Source organism: Enterococcus sp. DIV0806c (genome assembly GCF_051710905.1).
Lineage (GTDB): Bacteria > Bacillota > Bacilli > Lactobacillales > Enterococcaceae > Enterococcus_B > Enterococcus_B mundtii.
This window is the reverse complement of the sequence record NZ_JBIOLO010000001.1, coordinates 724,786-740,780: the sequence shown is the minus strand read 5'-3', so window position 1 is coordinate 740,780 and position 15,995 is coordinate 724,786. Positions and strand designations below refer to the sequence as shown.

Below are 15,995 nucleotides of genomic sequence, written 5' to 3'. Positions count from 1 at the left end.
GTTCGTGATGTAACAGACATTCGCCTTGATCAACTGTCTCTATCTTCATAAAACCCGAATTTTAGATCTTATTAGGAAAAGGGATCTTACTTCCTTCTTCATGAATGACTTGTCGAAATTCCAAAAATCCGGCTTCAAGCCCACGTAACAAAACTTCTGCTGTCCCAATATTTGTTGCTAAAGGAATATCATACACATCAGCCAAGCGGATCAACGCAGTGACATCAGGTTCATGAGGTTGAGCTGCTAAAGGATCACGAAGGAAAATCACTAGATCCAATTCATCTTCTGAGATCATCGCGCCAATTTGTTGGTCGCCGCCTAAAGGTCCTGAATTGAACCGATGGACCGATAATCCTGTGGCTTCTGCAATCCGCTGACCAGTTGTCCCTGTCGCGAATAGTTCATGTTGTTCAAGTATGATTTTATAAGCTGTTGTAAATTTGATCATCAACTCTTTTTTACGATCATGTGCAATCAATGCTATCTTCATCTGTCATCGCCCCTTTTTATCAGTGTAACAAATTTTTTTGTGATTTGATATTTTACAACTCCCTATACAAACATATCAAGGACTTCTAGTACATCCACCCATGTTAGAATATCACATTGTTCAATTTTTATTATGTTTCTAGCGGTGTAGTCAATTGAACGCAACTGATGTGTAACAACTTGTCCAGAAATGATTTGTGGTTCTTTGATCTTAATATATGTATCAAATTTTCTTTCAGTTGATGTGATTGGGCAAATCAAACAAAAACCAGTGTATTGGTTGAAGTTATTCTTACTTACTACCAAACCTGGTCTTCGCTTCTGTATTTCCTTTCCTCTAGCTGGATCAAAATCCAGCCATACAATATCTTTTTGCTTTGGATAATCCATTTATAGTTCCTCCCCCTCAAGGTTCATCTCATCCCACTCTTTATCTTCTTGGGTGATTGAATCTCTAAAGCCTGCCCATGCCTCTGGAGTCTTGAAAATATCTTCTTTTTTGGGCTTTAATACATATGTTTCACCTATTTTAATAATCGTATATGTTTTTCCAACTTCTGGAGAAATATCTTTGGGAAAAATCGCTCCTACAGAATTTCCAATCTTTCTAACAGTCGTTTCCATTATTATCATCTCCCAGCTTATGTTAAATTGAGTTTAACTTAATTTAACATGAAAATCAAATTTTGTTTTCTTGGTTGCCTCCTTTTTTATATCTCTTAATATCTACAAAGTATTGCTCTAAGATAGTGAATACACGGTAAATCTTTGATAACTCGAGCAGTAAAAACAAAAAAAATAAATTGCCATATTGCTGGAGTTTGCTCTCATTATTGAAGGATCTGCTTCATGAACATCATTTATTCTATTTTGTAGGTGATGAGGTTGTGACAGAAGTGTTCAGCTCCGAGAAATAAGCCGAGAAACCCGAAAATTGTTTTTCAAATTTTTGGGTTTCTCGGCTTATTTCCGAAGGAGTTACTTCTGGAACACCGTTTATTCGCTTTTAAGGATAGAAACAAAAATGAATTTTATTTTTGTCTCACTTTCCACGCACTTTCCAATTATTTTGTACACATTGACGAAAGATGCCACGAATTCTTGTTCATTGTGACATTGAATATAGGTAGCGCTTTCAACTATACTAAACACATCAAATAAAAGAAAAAAGAAAGCGTGGTTTGTACGATGGTAGAAATGGCTCTGAAAAATGTATACAAAAAATATGACAATGCAGAAAACTATTCTGTTACTGACTTTAACTTGGCAATCAAAGATCGCGAATTTATCGTATTCGTTGGTCCTTCCGGTTGTGGGAAATCAACAACTCTACGAATGATCGCTGGTCTTGAAGATATTTCCGAAGGAGAATTGAATATCGGCGGTAAAGTAATGAACGATGTTGCTCCTAAAGACCGTGATATCGCGATGGTATTCCAAAACTATGCCTTATACCCTCACATGACGGTATTTGACAATATGGCGTTTGGTTTGAAATTGCGTAAATACGATAAAGCAGACATCCAACAACGTGTGGAAAATGCTGCGGAGATCCTTGGTTTGACTGAATACTTAAAACGTAAACCTGCTGCTCTTTCAGGAGGTCAACGTCAGCGTGTCGCTTTAGGTCGTGCCATCGTACGTGATGCGAAAGTCTTCTTAATGGATGAGCCATTGTCAAACTTGGATGCCAAACTACGTGTAGCCATGCGTGCCGAAATCGCGAAGTTGCATCAACGCTTAGAAACAACAACCATTTACGTTACCCATGACCAAACAGAAGCGATGACGATGGCAGACCGCATCGTCATCATGAAAGATGGATTTATCCAACAAATCGGTTCACCGAAAGAAGTTTATGACACACCAGTCAACATGTTCGTTGCTGGTTTCATTGGTTCACCTGCCATGAACTTTTTCAATGTAAAATTAAGCCAAGGCGTTATCTCAGATGGTCATGGACTAAAATTGAGAATCCCTGAAGGTAAAAATAAAGTGCTAGTTGAAAAAGGTTATGAAGGAAAAGAACTTGTCTTTGGTATCCGTCCAGAAGATATCCATAGTGAACAAGTTGTCTTGGATGCCTCACCAGAAACTGTTGTCAATTCAGAAGTCGTTGTATCTGAATTACTTGGTGCAGAAACCATGCTTTATACTCGCACTGGAACAACTGAGTTCATTTCAAAAGTTGACGCGCGTGACTTCCATAAACCAGGAGAAATGATCGACCTTGCCTTCAATATCAACAAAGGCCATTTCTTTGATAAAGATACAGAAGATGTCATCACGATCCCATAAACGAAACAGAACTTGATAACCAAAAAAAGACCCATCGATCGTTCGATCTTGGGTCTTTTTTTGGTTATTTTTCAGTCTTTATCTGTGGCATTGCTAAACGACTTTTTTGATCGTTCCTTGTACGATCTCTTTCTTTTGCTGTTTCTTGGCAGCAGTGAAAACTGGCACATCAAAGAATTTACTCAATGTTCCGGCAATGAAGTAAGCGATATTGTAATCCACCAAACTATGGATCAAGCCACCGATCCCCATCAAGATGAATACGGTATAGAAGTAGCCTTCTGCATAGTATGTTTCCGGCATATTCCCAATGAAGAAGAATACACTCACCACTAGCATTTCGATGATCGAGTGGATCACGCCGATCAATAAGTTAAACCCTTGAAAACGCCAGTTCATTAATGTGAATTGCCCGTCTTTTAAGACGATCCCTGGTTTTTTTTGTAAATACCATGCACCGATTAGAGCAAATACCAAATGAGACAATGCACGAAGCGCAATAATCACAGGTGTCGTCAAGAAGAAACCAAATGTTGTACCTAGCGCCACTGCAACAGCTACACCGGGTGAAAAAAACATTGCGATAAATAATGGCACATGTGAAGCTAGTGTAAATGAAGCAGGCGGAATTACGATCTTAGGCATGATCATCGGAATAAGAACGCCCATCCCGATCAATAAAGCGGAAATTGTCAATTTTCTTACAGAATTTGTTTTCATTTTTTTACTCCCTTGATGTGTCTTGACACATTTATTTTGACCTATTGTACCGCTAACTTTCTAATGTGTCAAGACACATAAAGAGAAACAGGACATCTGAAATGCCACCCTCTCTAAAATCGAATAATTTGATTTTGGACCTTATGTCCTAAAATAGTCAGGCACCACTTGAAGAATACCCAAAATGGTTTTCTCAAGTGATGCCTTCATGCTTAGAGCGAAAAGACTTTTTCAGCCTTCTATTCCTCATTTTATTTTTTTAGATGTTCCATGGCATTGCTCAAAGCAGCAAATTCTCCTAAAGAAAGTGTTTCTCCTCGTCTTTTCGGATCGATTCCTGCCTCCGTTAGACTTTCAGTTAACCAACTTTTTGTTTCTTCGTCTTTCCCATAGGCATGTTGCAAGTTATTCCATAAAGTTTTTCTACGCTGTTGAAACGCAGCCTTTGTCAGACGGAAAAAGGCTTTTTCGTCCGTTACGGAAACTGCTGGTGTTGCGCGTCTTGTCAATTTCAAGATGGCTGAATCCACGTTTGGTTGTGGTACAAATACTGTTTTTGGCACAATAAACGCCAAACTTGCTTCCATATAATATTGCACAGCAATCGATAAAGAGCCATATGCTTTTGTTCCGGGTTTAGCTGAAATACGATCAGCTACTTCTTTTTGCATCATCACGATCATTTCGTCAACCACTACGTCTGATTCAAGAAAGTGCATCATGATTGGTGTCGTAATATAATAAGGCAAATTAGCCACCACTTTCAATGGTAACTGCTCGTTGAATTGAGTATTGACTGCCTCTGCCAAATCAGTTTTCAAAATATCTTGGTGGATGACTGTTACATTCGGATATGGTGAAAGGGTATCTGCCAAGACAGGAATCAATCGATCGTCGATTTCAAATGCGACTACTTGTTTGGCATGACGCGCGATTTGCTCTGTTAATGCACCAATTCCTGGTCCTACTTCAATGACATTAGTCTGCTGATCGATTTGACCAGTTTCAATGATTTTTCGAAGGATATTCGGCTCTGTCAAAAAGTTTTGTCCTAAGCTCTTTTTAAAGGAGAAGCCGTGCTTCAATAAAATTTCTTTTGTTCTAGTGGGTGTTGCAATATCCCGATATTCACTCATAATGATCCTCCACTTTTTTCATTGCCTGCTTAAACTCAGCTAACGTAATTCGGAACATGTTCAACCGTTTTTCCAATTGTTTTCCGTTTGTATAGCCAATGCGTAATTCATCGCCTAGCATCTCACGCTTTTCTTTTGCTTGTGGTCCGGCAATCAATCCATACGCAACAAGCATTTGTCTAGTGATCTCTGGTACTTGGGTCTCATCATCGACTGGCGTAACGACCTTTTTCAACGCTTCTAATATCGCTTCGTCACTCGCATGTTCGACTCCTAAGCTTCCCTTTTTTTTCGGTACAGCTTGGTTCCTTGGCAAAAATGCATGTTTTGCTTGTGGTACCACTTCCATGATTGTTTTACGAATCTTCTCACCTGAGAAATCTGGGTCCGTAAAAATAATGATTCCCCTAGTTTCCTGTGCATGTTCGATCTGCATCAAGATTTCTTCATTGATCGCTGAACCAATCGTTTCTATCGTGTCGGCTTCAACCACTTCTTGTAGCCTTCTCGTATCGTCTTTCCCTTCGACAACAATGATTTCTTGGATCTTTAACTTAGTCATGCTCTGATAATCCAAATAAACGATGGGCATTTTTCCATGTTTGTGCCGCTACTTCTTCCATTGGTAGTTGACGAAGTTCAGCGATCTTTTCGACTGTGTAACGAGTATACCCTGGTTCATTTCTTTTTCCTCGATAGGGCATTGGCGCTAAATATGGAGCATCCGTTTCCACTAATAGACGATCCAATGGAACGTTTGTCGCTGCTTCTTGCACATCTAACGCCTTTTTGAAAGTGACGACACCACTGAAAGAAATGTGCATCCCTAAATCAAGGAAACGTTGTGCCCATTCATAATCACCACTAAAGCTGTGCATGATCCCACCAATGTCGCGAATGTCCTCTTCTTTTAAAACCTTATAAGTATCTTCCAATGCTTCTCTCGTATGGATACTAATTGGTAAGTTCATCTCTTTTGCGATGGCGATCTGTCTTCTAAAAATTTTATCTTGGACTTCTTTTGGATCTTCCATCCAATAATAATCCAGTCCGATTTCCCCTAAAGCAACCACTTTTGGTAAAGTCAATTGTTCTTGAAGTTTATTTTCGATTTCTTTCGTATAGCTACCAGCTTCGGTAGGATGCCAACCAATGATGCTATAAATGTTTGGGTAATCTTGACTAAGCATCAAGGACTTTTCGATCGTCGGTGTATCAAAGCCTACGACGGCCATTTTAGTCACACCTAGTTCTTCTGCACGCTGGATCGTTTCAGGAATGTCATCATTGAATTGTTCCGCGTTCAAATGAGTATGAGAATCAAATATCATCTTTATCTCTCCTTTTCATTCATTACTTTAGCATATAAGCAGGCGTTAAAGAAGTCTCAAAGACTAAAAAACATGAGATATCGTACAAAGAAAGACAAGAAATGACTTGATTCACTTCTTGTCTTTTCATTATCAGTTAGTTACTTTCAGTTTGTCTTTTTTTGTAGTAGAACACAGGTACACCTAATAATGTGACTAAGATTCCGATCAATGCCAAATTCGTTTGTGTGATCAGTGTCATCCCTAAAATAAAGATGGCTCCTAAAATCGCAATGATCGGTATCACAGGATACAATGGTACTTTATATGGACGAGGCATCTCTGGTGCTTTCTTTCTTAAAATAAATACGCCAATAAAAATCAATAAACTAAATAGCCACATGACAAAAATCAACATATCTGTCAGAAAATCAAATGAACCCAAGCTCATCATTATACATGCAATCGCTAGTTGGAACAATGCAGGTACATAAGGAACGGTGAATTTTTTTGAGAGCTTTGTCAACTGGTTACTGAACGGCAACTCATTTTCTAATGCCATTGCATATGGGACACGAATCCCAGTCAACGTATAACCATTCAGTGCGCCGTAGACAGAGATCAAAATACCGATCGTAACGATTTTCCCTCCTAGTTCACCGAAGATGACCGCTGACGCATCCGATGAAGCATTCAAGTTCCCAGCAATTTGATCAATCGGTAATGTTTTTAAAAAGACGAAGTTGATCAATAGATAAACGAATGTCACAAAACTCAATCCTAAAATAATCGCTTTTGGTAGATCCTTTTCTGGACGTTTCATTTCTCCAGCCATGGCTCCGACACCTAACCAGCCATCGTAAGCGAAAAGTGTCGCCAACAAAGCACCACTAAGTCCTTCTGCCCATGAAACACCTTGTCCGGCTTCTACTGGAAATAATTGAACAGTACCCTGTCCTGGTGTCAGAAGCCCCCAAATAATGATCACTGCAATTGGGATCAACTTGACTACCAATGTAATCGATTGAACGTACGCACCAACTTTGGTCCCTAACAGATTCAATCCAGTGATAGAAAGTGCTGTAATAATAGCAATCACTAATAAATAATCAGGAGATAGCTGTAAGAGATTGATCAGCTGTGTTGCAAAGATGATCGATAATGCCGCAATGTTGGCTGGAAAGTAAATCAAACTTTGTGCCCAGCCTAACAAAAAACTTGGTAACTTACCGTAAGCTGCTTCAATATACTTGACCGCTCCACCTGTTTCAGGAATGGCAGTGGCTAATTCAGCGACTGTTAGCCCCGCACAGATCGTTAAGAATCCCCCTAACAACCACGCGAGTAACGTCAAACTTGTTGATTGTGTACTTGCCACTACCGCTGCTGTTTTAAAAAAGACGCCGGCGCCGATCACAGTTCCCATTACTGTGGATAATGCACCAAACAAATTGATCTCGCGTTTTAATTTCCCCTTCATCCTCTTCCTCATTTCGTATTTCTTTTTTATTTTTTTCAGTATAACCGAGAACTTTTCATTTTACCATTCTTTTCAGAAATTTGTAGTGAAAATATCCCTCTAAAGACGGATGTATTCTTGTCTTGCTTCTTATAGAATGAAGCTACTTGAAATGTAAGGAGGTACCCTATGGATTTTCAATCGATCGATCCAAAACTAGCATCTTATCTAAAAGATAAAGGTACTACTTTCTTTCCACAAAAAGAACAAAAACAATCCAAGCTACATTGGTTATTGTTGATTTTATTTGGCTGGTTGACGATTGCGACATTGACACAGCAATTGCTATTGATGGCTGGTTTTCTTCTCATTGCCGCCTTGATCAAAGGGCCTGGGATGTTGTTGTGGGGAATCGTCTATTCCTTTCTCGTCGGCTTGTTTCCGCCCATTGCTTTTTTACTATCGGTCCTCTTTTTACTATTGAATGTTCAAACGATCGTCAAAAATTGGCGCGTCACGATGGTCGGGATTTTTTTCTACGGCTATCCTTTAGCTATGAACGCCTTGCGCCACTTGACTGATTGGGATACAAGATGGTTCTTTGCGATCAGCTTGCTCCTAGGGCTGGTGATCCTTCACTCGCTATTGACCAAGATTTATGCACGTTACGGCAATAGCCGCCTGATTGCTTGGTATATTCTATGTATTCCATTTTCAATCGTCGCAGCGCTGTTGCCAACGAAAGTCAAACAACGGCTAAAACTAAAAAAAGTCGGACGATGATTATCATCGCTCGACTTTTTTCAATTATCTATAAATCTATTTTATTGATGCACCGATCCTGTGAATTTCATTTTTTTTAAAAACTGTTCATACATATTTTGATTTATACCTAAAGTATCAAGTAAATAATTATTCTCGGTTCCCCAATTACTTAAACCTCTGTAGTAGAACTCACGATCAACATCTTTGATCACGAAAGGCATGATATTGTGCCTCAAGCATTCTTTGAACATGATCAAACGTCCCGTACGTCCGTTGCCATCTGCAAATGGGTGGATGCGTTCATATTTCACATGAAAATCTGCAATTTCAACTAAGCTTTGTTTTTTTGAGTTCTCATAGTGAGCAAGTAATTCCGTCATTTTTTCAGTTACTTCCTCGGGTGCTGTGGTTTCAACCTCATCATAACCAAAACCAATCATATTTTGAACAAGTTTAAATTCTCCGACAGGTGTTAGCGGATTGTTTTCATCAGTTGTTCCTCGTTTCAAAATTCGATGTAGTTCTTTGATAAAATCATTCGATAACGGTTCTTCGATATGATCGATCACGTAATCGAAACCTTTGAAATGATTTTCTGTTTCTTTGATATCATCTAGTTTCGTTGCCTCGCCACTTTCAGCAGGAGGGAGAATATTATTTTCAAATATTAAGGCGGTTTGCTTCTCAGAAATTCTCGACCCTTCTATTCGATTGGAGTTATACGCCATTTCTACTTGCGTCAAATGGTAAATTCCGCCATGCAGATTTGCTTTTTTTTCCAGTACAAATCGGGTAACTAAATCTAACTCAGCCACATTCATCTTTCGTCTCCTTCCAATAGATAGCATAGTTATCCTATTTCTTATCAAGCGCTAGCTAAGCCAATGACCTGCTCATTCGGCTTGGATCGTTTACTTACTCACTTTTCTTTCTTATTGTAACATGAATGAATGGTTTAATACTGCAGTTCCAAAAAATTTGTCACTCAATCAAAGTTATAAAAAAGCCGAGGAGATTCGTCCTTTCGTACCCCCTAAAAACAAATAAACGGTGTTCGCACAACCTCGTTAGTTTTATTTTTATAGATCCACGAAAAGTAAGCCTATCAAAAAAGAACTATTCTAAGCTTATTTGCTTAGAATAGTTCTTACAGTCATTGATTAGCCAACTTCAGAACCGTTTGGCATACCTTTTGGTGCTTCGATCACTTGTAGTGAACCATCAGCTGCTTCTGCTGAAAGGATCATTCCTTGACTGATCAGCCCGCGCATTTTGCGTGGTTTCAAGTTAGCAACGATCACTAATTTTTTGCCGATCAATTCACTTGGATCAGGATAAAATTCGGCAATACCAGACAAGATTTGACGGTCTTGGTCATCTCCTGCATCTAGACGGAATTGCAATAATTTATCTGCCCCTTCGACTTTTTGGCAATTGATGACTTCTGCTACTTTTAATTCGACTTTTTCAAATACATCGAACTTGATTTGTTTTTCTTTGGTCGAAACAAGCTCTGTTTCTTCTGGGTCCCATTTGACAGAGTCCTCATTTGTTTGAGTACCTTCTGACATTTTTGCTTGGATATACGCAATTTCTTCTTCCAGCTCTAGGCGTGGGAAAATCGGTGTACCTTTTGCAACGACTTTTGTCCCAGATGGGAATTCACCGAAGTGTAATCCTTCAAGGTTCATCGTCTCGGCATCCAACCCTAATTGATTGAAGATTTTAGTTGGTGTTTCTGTCATGATCGGTTGCAAGAGGATCGCAGTGATACGTAGCGATTCAGCTAAGTGGATCATCACGCTCTCTAACTCTTTTTTCTTCTCTTCGTCTTTTGCTAAGACCCAAGGTTCTGTTTCATCGATATATTTGTTGGCACGAGAAATCAATACCCAGATTTCAGCTAATGCAGTGTTGAATTCCATTTTTTCCATTGCATCATGATAACGACCTACCACATTCGCAGCAGTTGTTGATAGCTCACTGTCAAACGGTGTCACTAATGACGCATAGTCAGGAACCATGCCATCACAATATTTATTGATCATTGCAATCGTTCGATTCAAGAGATTCCCTAAGTCGTTCGCCAAATCGTAGTTCACACGTGACACAAAGTCTTCTGGTGTAAATACGCCATCTGAACCAAATGGTACTGCACGCAATAAGTAATAACGCAAAGCATCTAAGCCATAGCGTTCAACAAGCATTTCTGGATAAACGACATTACCTTTCGATTTAGACATCTTGCCGTCTTTCATCAATAACCAGCCATGTCCAAAGACTTTCTTCGGCAATGGGATATCTAATGCCATCAACATGATCGGCCAATAGATCGTATGGAACCGAACGATTTCTTTTCCAACCATATGGACATCTGCAGGCCAATATTTCTGGAATAATTGATCGTCCTCTGAACCGTAACCTAGTGCGGTGATGTAGTTCGACAACGCATCGATCCAGACATACACTACATGTTTCGGATCATTTTTGACATTGATTCCCCAGCTGAACGTCGTCCGTGAAACTGCTAGATCTTCTAAACCAGGTTTGATGAAGTTATTGATCATCTCATTTTTACGTGATTCAGGTTGGATAAACTCTGGGTGTTCTTCGTAGTATTCCAACAAGCGATCTGCATACTTACTCATACGGAAGAAATAAGACTCTTCCTTGACTAGCTCGACTTCATGACCACTTGGCGCTTTCCCACCGATCACTTTGCCGTCTTCATCTTTGTATACTTCTGCAAGTTGAGTTTCTGTAAAGAATTCCTCATCTGAGACAGAATACCAACCTTCATATTCACCTAAGTAAATATCGCCTTGTTCAAGCAAACGATCAAAGATTTTTTGAACTGCTGCTTTATGATAATCATCAGTTGTGCGAATGAATTTATCGTAGCTGATATCTAATGTTTTCCACAGTTTTTTGACATCTGCAGCCATTTTGTCTACATATTCCTGTGGCTCTACGCCTAATTCTTCTGCTTTTTTCTCGATTTTCTGTCCGTGTTCATCTACCCCAGTTAGATAAAACACATCAAAGCCCATCAAACGTTTATAACGTGCAACAGCATCACATGCAATCGTTGTATAAGAATTGCCAATGTGCAGTTTGCCACTTGGATAATAGATGGGCGTAGTGATATAAAAAGTTTCCTTTTCTGCCATGGGGTACTTCCTCCTTTATCGCATGGTGCGAATTCGTTTCCTTGCTAGTATACCATAAAATGAATACGCTGTTAGCTTTTTTTGATAACTCCCGAAATGTAAAGATGTCCTTTCCCTTCAAGAAAACATTTATAAAGAACCTACGTTATCGTGATGATCCACTTCATTCTCTACCCACACTCTCACTCCTTTTTCTTCAGGATCATCTACTCTCTCATTTTTACTTTACAAACATGCTATAATAAGCAATATCATATAAGAAAAGGTTTTGAGACTAATGACAAAAAAACACAAACGAATGATTATCAGCATTGCTTTACTTTCTCTCATCCATTTATTATTTAGTTTTTACTATTTACATCTGTATGGTTATTTCAATTTGCATGGACAATTAAATACGTTTCTTTTGCTCACTTTGATCCTTCGAGTGATCCTAGCAGGGTATATCGTCCTCTGTGGCTTTTTCGCGATTCGAGAAGAAAAACAGAAGCTTCTCCCTTTTTATTTGCTTTTCTTCCTATTTAATCTACTCTTACCGTTCCTTTTTCAACTCTGAGTTCGATTTATTTGTCTAGAAATCTTTGGTTTTCAGGGAGATTCTGCTACAATAAAGTAAAAAGTACCTTAACATCACAGGAGGTGAGAAAGTGGAACATTTTCATTCAAAAGAAGAAGAAAAAACATATTATGAACAAAAGGCCTCTGAAACTGATTTCTTATCTTGGTACCAAGACCAAGAACGTCCTGAATATGAAAAACCTTCCTTGACAGTCGATATCGTTTTACTCTGCTACAACAAAGAAGAAGATCAATTAAAAGTTTTACTTATCCAACGTAAAAGCCATCCTTACCGAAATTCTTGGGCACTTCCCGGAGGATTCGTCCAAAAAAACGAATCCACAGGTGCCAGCGTCTTGCGAGAAACAAAAGAAGAAACAGGCGTCATCATATCCGAAGAAAACATTGAACAACTGCATACCTTCAGTACACCGAATCGTGATCCTCGTGGCTGGGTCGTGACAGTCAGCTATCTCGCCTTTATCGGTGAAGAACCTTTGATCGCTGGAGATGATGCCAAAGAAGTGCAGTGGTTTTCACTTGAACGCAATGCAAACAAACTGCATCTATCGAGTGGGGATGTAGCAATCACTCTGGACTTGACGACGAGCGAGTCTTCTGGCAAAGACACATTAGCCTTTGACCATAGCGAGATCATTGTCAAAGCCTTCAACCGTGTCGTCAATAAAATGGAACATGAACCGCAAGTGCTTCAAGTTCTAGGAAAAGACTTCACGATCACTGAAGCACGCAAAGTATTCGCTAAATTCTTAGGGATCGATTTTAAAATGATCGATCATTCCAATTTCAAAAAAGCCATGTTACAATACTTCGATGAAATCGGTGAACGCCCTGTCGGTATCGGACGTCCCTCAAAGATCTATCAATTAAAACCTGGACATACAGAATAAAAAGAGGTGAAGGGCATGAATGCTCTTCTCCTCTTTTTTGGTTTGTCATAATTAGTGAGCTTCTCTGAAAGAAATTCCTAGAAACAAAAACAATAGATGTTTTTTATTAGCAAGGCGAACCCTGGCGCCCCTACCAGTTTTTTTATTCAAAAAGGACTTGCTTCCCGATTTCAACTAATTCCAGACTCTTTTTGTTTGTGGAAGGATTTGTTTGTTCTTTCATATCGATCAATACTAACTTTTTGCTATACCATTGCGATTTATATTGGAGCTTTGCTAATAGCTTGTGCCAGTCTTGGATAGAAAAATCACCTTCCGGACAATCTGCTGAAATCGATTCGACAAACAAATAATCATAATGACGGATCACCGTTCCTGAAATTTGTTCCAAATAGTCTTCTCGTTGAAATTTTTGTTTTAAATAAAGGTCTTTGATTTTCCTTTTTTGCTTTTGATAATTTTTTACTCTTTCAACGTGTGTTCGTCGATGCTGTGCTGATCGTCCTTTGATCACAAGCTTTCTCTTTGCCCGCAGGAGCTGTTGATCCACTTGTTTGAATTTAGGGATCGTGATGTCAAGCGGTGTGGACATCTCCACTAGACGATCTGGATCATAGGCTATCCCGATCCATTTATTTGACGCTTTCATCGTCTTTTGGGGAACTTCACAGAGCAAGGAGACATAAAAGATCTCGTTGTATCGAGATGAGATCGTTGCTGAACGAATCGTTCCTTCAATCGGACGATGTGCATGGATGCGAATTTTCTCTTTTAGCTTTGGCAATTTGAGGTATGTTTCTTCTAAATAGATTGTTCCTTTTTGATTATTCGTCGTATACGACTGCCAAATACTTTTTTTATTTTTTAGTTTGGGGAAGCTTGCGCGTCCTTTAAAATAATTACGAAATGCACGATCCAAGTTTAATTGGGCATTCGCTAAGGCTAAACTATCGACTTCCTTTAAAAACGGATATTGCTTTTTTAAAGAAGCTGGTGTCAGCGTATAATCGATCTCTTGTGTTTCTAAATAATACGCCTGTCTGGCTTTTAATAAATGATTGTAAGTGAAACGCACACAACCAAATGTTTGGATCAACCACTGTTTTTGTGAATCAGTGGGATAGATTCGAAATTTAAAGGCTTTTAGCATCGGCTTCTCCCCCTAGTTTGCGACTAGCAAGGCTTCTTTCTGCCGTTTTAATTTTTTCGCATAATAAGCAACTTCTTGTTCTGTTGCATATACAAAATGTTCAGGAGAAATTTCGCGTAACGTACGGATTTGTCCATCGTCTGGTTCAGGTTGATACTTGATCCGGCGACGTTGGCGTTCATGATCAGGGTCAGGCAATGGGATCGCTGATAGTAAGCTTTCCGTATAAGGATGCACTCCATGATTATAGATTTCTTCACTGGTTCCCATCTCAAGCAACAAGCCATTGTGCATCACACCAATACGGTCACTGATATGTTTCACCATGGATAGATCGTGCGCGATAAACAAGTAAGTCAATCCTTGCTCTTTTTGTAAATCTTGTAAAAGATTGACCACTTGGGCTTGGATCGATACGTCTAAAGCAGAGATTGGTTCATCACAAATGATAAACTTCGGATTGACTGCTAATGCTCGTGCAATCCCGATCCGTTGGCGTTGTCCCCCTGAAAATTCATGAGGATAGCGTGTGCCATGGCTGGGATTTAAGCCAACTGTTTTTAGTAACTCGTTGACTTTTTCTGCACGTTCTTCGGGTGATTTAGCTAGTCCATTGACATCGATTCCTTCTGCAATGATATCTCGTACTTTCATTCTTGGATTTAATGAAGCATATGGATCTTGGAAAATCATTTGGACTTCATGACGAAACTTTGTCATGGCTTGTTTGCCTTTTAATTTCGTCACATCTTGTCCATCAAATAAAATCTCGCCACCCGTTGGTTCATTCAAACGGATGATCGTCCGACCTGTGGTTGACTTTCCACTACCAGATTCGCCAACTAAGCCGAATGTTTCTCCTTCATAGATGTGAAAACTGATATCATTCACCGCATGGACTTCATTTTTCTTTCCTACATTAAAATACTGTTTTAAGCCTTTAACCTCGAGCAGTTTTTTGTTCATTGTTCAATCCCCCTTGGCCATGTGCTTTTTGCTTTTCTTGAAAAATCGCCCAGCGCCGTTGAATCTCTTCTGGCGGTGTCACTTTTGGCGCTTGTGGGGCTAATAGCCAAGTAGCTGCTTGGTGTGTTGGTGATAGTTCGAAAAACGGTGGTGCTTGTTCCGCATCGATTTTCAATGCAAATTCATTTCGTGGATAGAAGGCATCTCCTTTTGGCGGATTCAATAAATCCGGTGGAGAACCTGGGATTGCATATAAGCGGTCATTGCCACTTTCCAATGTAGGCATAGAGCCAAGTAAGCCCCATGTATACGGATGCTGTGGATTGTAAAAAATCTCTTCAGATGTCCCCACTTCAATGATTTTTCCACCGTACATCACTGCTACTCGATCAGCAACATTCGCTACGACACCAAGATCATGGGTGATAAAAATGATCGACGTGTCGATTTTTGATTGGATTTTTTTCAACAACTCTAAAATCTGTGCTTGGATCGTCACATCTAAGGCTGTCGTTGGTTCATCTGCAATCAAGATTTCTGGGTAACATATCAACGCGATCGCGATCACGATCCGTTGCCGTTGTCCCCCTGAAAATTGATGAGGATAGCTATGGATGCGTTTCTCAGCCTCCGGGATCCCTACAAGATTCAATAATTCTAAAGCGGCTTTTTGCCCCTCTTTTTTCGATACTTTATTATGCTTACGTAAAGATTCTGCTACTTGTTTACCAATCGTCATCGTTGGATCTAATGAAGTCATCGGATCTTGGAAGATCATCGCAATTTCTTTCCCACGAATCTTTTGCATTTCTTTTTCTGTTTTATCAACAATGTTTTGTCCTTTGAATAAGATCTCACCAGAATCAATCGATGCGTTACTTGACAGTAAACGCATGATACTTCTAGTCGTTACAGATTTTCCACTACCGGATTCGCCAACGATTGCCAATGTTTCACCTTTGTTCAAATGAAAATCGACGCCTCGGATTGCTTGGACTTTTCCAGCATAGGTATCAAAGGAGATTTGTAAGTTCTTTACTTCAAGAATTTTCGTCATCGT

Annotated in this window: 17 protein-coding genes; 4 read left to right on the top strand and 13 right to left on the bottom strand. The window is 39.4% G+C overall.

Annotation, left to right across the window (positions count from 1 at the left end):
* Nucleotides 1–61 precede the first annotated feature (61 nt).
* The 3 genes from mgsA to IGK77_RS03465 form a co-directional block, all read right to left on the bottom strand.
* The gene (mgsA, locus tag IGK77_RS03475) at nucleotides 62–493 is read right to left on the bottom strand and encodes a methylglyoxal synthase (protein WP_071866633.1); all 432 of its coding nucleotides are present in this window, start codon (nucleotides 491–493) and stop codon (nucleotides 62–64) included.
* 62 nt (nucleotides 494–555) lie between these two features.
* Nucleotides 556–882, bottom strand: a complete 327-nt coding sequence (locus IGK77_RS03470) for a type II toxin-antitoxin system PemK/MazF family toxin (protein ID WP_074800667.1) — start codon at nucleotides 880–882, stop codon at nucleotides 556–558.
* Complete coding sequence (locus IGK77_RS03465) at nucleotides 883–1,116, bottom strand: AbrB/MazE/SpoVT family DNA-binding domain-containing protein (protein ID WP_074800664.1); 234 nt, start codon at nucleotides 1,114–1,116, stop codon at nucleotides 883–885. It abuts the gene before it with no gap.
* Between the two features lie 564 nt (nucleotides 1,117–1,680).
* Here IGK77_RS03465 and IGK77_RS03460 point away from each other — a divergent pair.
* Nucleotides 1,681–2,790, top strand: a complete 1,110-nt coding sequence (locus IGK77_RS03460; protein WP_010736134.1) for an ABC transporter ATP-binding protein — start codon at nucleotides 1,681–1,683, stop codon at nucleotides 2,788–2,790.
* A 93-nt stretch (nucleotides 2,791–2,883) separates the two neighbouring features.
* Here IGK77_RS03460 and IGK77_RS03455 read toward each other — a convergent pair whose 3' ends face one another.
* The 5 genes from IGK77_RS03455 to IGK77_RS03435 form a co-directional block, all read right to left on the bottom strand.
* Nucleotides 2,884–3,510, bottom strand: coding sequence for a hypothetical protein (locus tag IGK77_RS03455; protein ID WP_019722490.1), 627 nt, complete (start codon nucleotides 3,508–3,510; stop codon nucleotides 2,884–2,886).
* 251 nt (nucleotides 3,511–3,761) lie between these two features.
* Complete coding sequence (gene rsmA, locus IGK77_RS03450; RefSeq protein WP_074800662.1) at nucleotides 3,762–4,646, bottom strand: 16S rRNA (adenine(1518)-N(6)/adenine(1519)-N(6))-dimethyltransferase RsmA; 885 nt, start codon at nucleotides 4,644–4,646, stop codon at nucleotides 3,762–3,764.
* The gene (gene rnmV / locus IGK77_RS03445) at nucleotides 4,639–5,208 is read right to left on the bottom strand and encodes a ribonuclease M5 (RefSeq protein ID WP_071866636.1); all 570 of its coding nucleotides are present in this window, start codon (nucleotides 5,206–5,208) and stop codon (nucleotides 4,639–4,641) included. Before rnmV ends, rsmA begins: the two co-directional genes overlap by 8 nt.
* A complete protein-coding gene (locus IGK77_RS03440) occupies nucleotides 5,201–5,977 on the bottom strand; it encodes a TatD family hydrolase (RefSeq protein ID WP_071866637.1) in 777 nt (258 codons plus the stop codon). The genes rnmV and IGK77_RS03440 overlap by 8 nt, the downstream gene beginning before the upstream one ends.
* Before the next feature lie 136 nt (nucleotides 5,978–6,113).
* Entirely contained in the window at nucleotides 6,114–7,436 is a 1,323-nt protein-coding gene (locus tag IGK77_RS03435; protein WP_010736139.1) for an APC family permease, read from the bottom strand.
* A gap of 168 nt (nucleotides 7,437–7,604) precedes the next feature.
* Between IGK77_RS03435 and IGK77_RS03430 the strand changes: the two genes are divergently transcribed.
* Complete coding sequence (locus tag IGK77_RS03430; protein WP_074800659.1) at nucleotides 7,605–8,198, top strand: hypothetical protein; 594 nt, start codon at nucleotides 7,605–7,607, stop codon at nucleotides 8,196–8,198.
* A gap of 41 nt (nucleotides 8,199–8,239) precedes the next feature.
* On the opposite strand, the gene IGK77_RS03425 is transcribed toward IGK77_RS03430, so the two are convergent.
* Together IGK77_RS03425 and metG are read right to left on the bottom strand one after the other, a co-directional pair.
* Nucleotides 8,240–9,001, bottom strand: coding sequence for a Fic family protein (locus IGK77_RS03425; RefSeq protein WP_074800657.1), 762 nt, complete (start codon nucleotides 8,999–9,001; stop codon nucleotides 8,240–8,242).
* 339 nt (nucleotides 9,002–9,340) lie between these two features.
* Nucleotides 9,341–11,350 (bottom strand): methionine--tRNA ligase, encoded by a 2,010-nt coding sequence (gene metG / locus IGK77_RS03420; protein WP_010736142.1) that lies wholly within the window; start codon nucleotides 11,348–11,350, stop codon nucleotides 9,341–9,343.
* Nucleotides 11,351–11,627: 277 nt separating this feature from the next.
* Between metG and IGK77_RS03415 the strand changes: the two genes are divergently transcribed.
* Nucleotides 11,628–11,906, top strand: coding sequence for a hypothetical protein (locus IGK77_RS03415; protein ID WP_010736143.1), 279 nt, complete (start codon nucleotides 11,628–11,630; stop codon nucleotides 11,904–11,906).
* A gap of 91 nt (nucleotides 11,907–11,997) precedes the next feature.
* The gene (locus IGK77_RS03410) at nucleotides 11,998–12,819 is read left to right on the top strand and encodes an NUDIX domain-containing protein (RefSeq protein WP_074800652.1); all 822 of its coding nucleotides are present in this window, start codon (nucleotides 11,998–12,000) and stop codon (nucleotides 12,817–12,819) included.
* A 142-nt stretch (nucleotides 12,820–12,961) separates the two neighbouring features.
* On the opposite strand, the gene IGK77_RS03405 is transcribed toward IGK77_RS03410, so the two are convergent.
* From IGK77_RS03405 to IGK77_RS03395, 3 genes are read right to left on the bottom strand one after another with little or no spacing between them, the layout of a single operon-like run.
* Nucleotides 12,962–13,969: an RNA-guided endonuclease TnpB family protein gene (locus IGK77_RS03405; protein WP_074800649.1), complete on the bottom strand. Its 1,008-nt coding sequence runs from the start codon at nucleotides 13,967–13,969 to the stop codon at nucleotides 12,962–12,964.
* A gap of 12 nt (nucleotides 13,970–13,981) precedes the next feature.
* Nucleotides 13,982–14,935: an ABC transporter ATP-binding protein gene (locus IGK77_RS03400; protein WP_074800646.1), complete on the bottom strand. Its 954-nt coding sequence runs from the start codon at nucleotides 14,933–14,935 to the stop codon at nucleotides 13,982–13,984.
* The gene (locus IGK77_RS03395; RefSeq protein ID WP_019722498.1) at nucleotides 14,910–15,992 is read right to left on the bottom strand and encodes an ABC transporter ATP-binding protein; all 1,083 of its coding nucleotides are present in this window, start codon (nucleotides 15,990–15,992) and stop codon (nucleotides 14,910–14,912) included. The genes IGK77_RS03400 and IGK77_RS03395 overlap by 26 nt, the downstream gene beginning before the upstream one ends.
* Between the last annotated feature and the right edge of the window lie 3 nt (nucleotides 15,993–15,995).

What these genes read in the sequence shown, in the direction of transcription:
- mgsA (WP_071866633.1), bottom strand. Translation starts at nt 493, where the DNA reads ATGAAGATAGCATTGATTGCACATGATCGTAAAAAAGAGTTGATGATC.
- IGK77_RS03470 (WP_074800667.1), bottom strand. Translation starts at nt 882, where the DNA reads ATGGATTATCCAAAGCAAAAAGATATTGTATGGCTGGATTTTGATCCA.
- IGK77_RS03465 (WP_074800664.1), bottom strand. Translation starts at nt 1,116, where the DNA reads ATGGAAACGACTGTTAGAAAGATTGGAAATTCTGTAGGAGCGATTTTT.
- IGK77_RS03460 (WP_010736134.1), top strand. Translation starts at nt 1,681, where the DNA reads ATGGTAGAAATGGCTCTGAAAAATGTATACAAAAAATATGACAATGCA.
- IGK77_RS03455 (WP_019722490.1), bottom strand. Translation starts at nt 3,510, where the DNA reads ATGAAAACAAATTCTGTAAGAAAATTGACAATTTCCGCTTTATTGATC.
- rsmA (WP_074800662.1), bottom strand. Translation starts at nt 4,646, where the DNA reads ATGAGTGAATATCGGGATATTGCAACACCCACTAGAACAAAAGAAATT.
- rnmV (WP_071866636.1), bottom strand. Translation starts at nt 5,208, where the DNA reads ATGACTAAGTTAAAGATCCAAGAAATCATTGTTGTCGAAGGGAAAGAC.
- IGK77_RS03440 (WP_071866637.1), bottom strand. Translation starts at nt 5,977, where the DNA reads ATGATATTTGATTCTCATACTCATTTGAACGCGGAACAATTCAATGAT.
- IGK77_RS03435 (WP_010736139.1), bottom strand. Translation starts at nt 7,436, where the DNA reads ATGAAGGGGAAATTAAAACGCGAGATCAATTTGTTTGGTGCATTATCC.
- IGK77_RS03430 (WP_074800659.1), top strand. Translation starts at nt 7,605, where the DNA reads ATGGATTTTCAATCGATCGATCCAAAACTAGCATCTTATCTAAAAGAT.
- IGK77_RS03425 (WP_074800657.1), bottom strand. Translation starts at nt 9,001, where the DNA reads ATGAATGTGGCTGAGTTAGATTTAGTTACCCGATTTGTACTGGAAAAA.
- metG (WP_010736142.1), bottom strand. Translation starts at nt 11,350, where the DNA reads ATGGCAGAAAAGGAAACTTTTTATATCACTACGCCCATCTATTATCCA.
- IGK77_RS03415 (WP_010736143.1), top strand. Translation starts at nt 11,628, where the DNA reads ATGACAAAAAAACACAAACGAATGATTATCAGCATTGCTTTACTTTCT.
- IGK77_RS03405 (WP_074800649.1), bottom strand. Translation starts at nt 13,969, where the DNA reads ATGCTAAAAGCCTTTAAATTTCGAATCTATCCCACTGATTCACAAAAA.
- IGK77_RS03400 (WP_074800646.1), bottom strand. Translation starts at nt 14,935, where the DNA reads ATGAACAAAAAACTGCTCGAGGTTAAAGGCTTAAAACAGTATTTTAAT.
- IGK77_RS03395 (WP_019722498.1), bottom strand. Translation starts at nt 15,992, where the DNA reads ATGACGAAAATTCTTGAAGTAAAGAACTTACAAATCTCCTTTGATACC.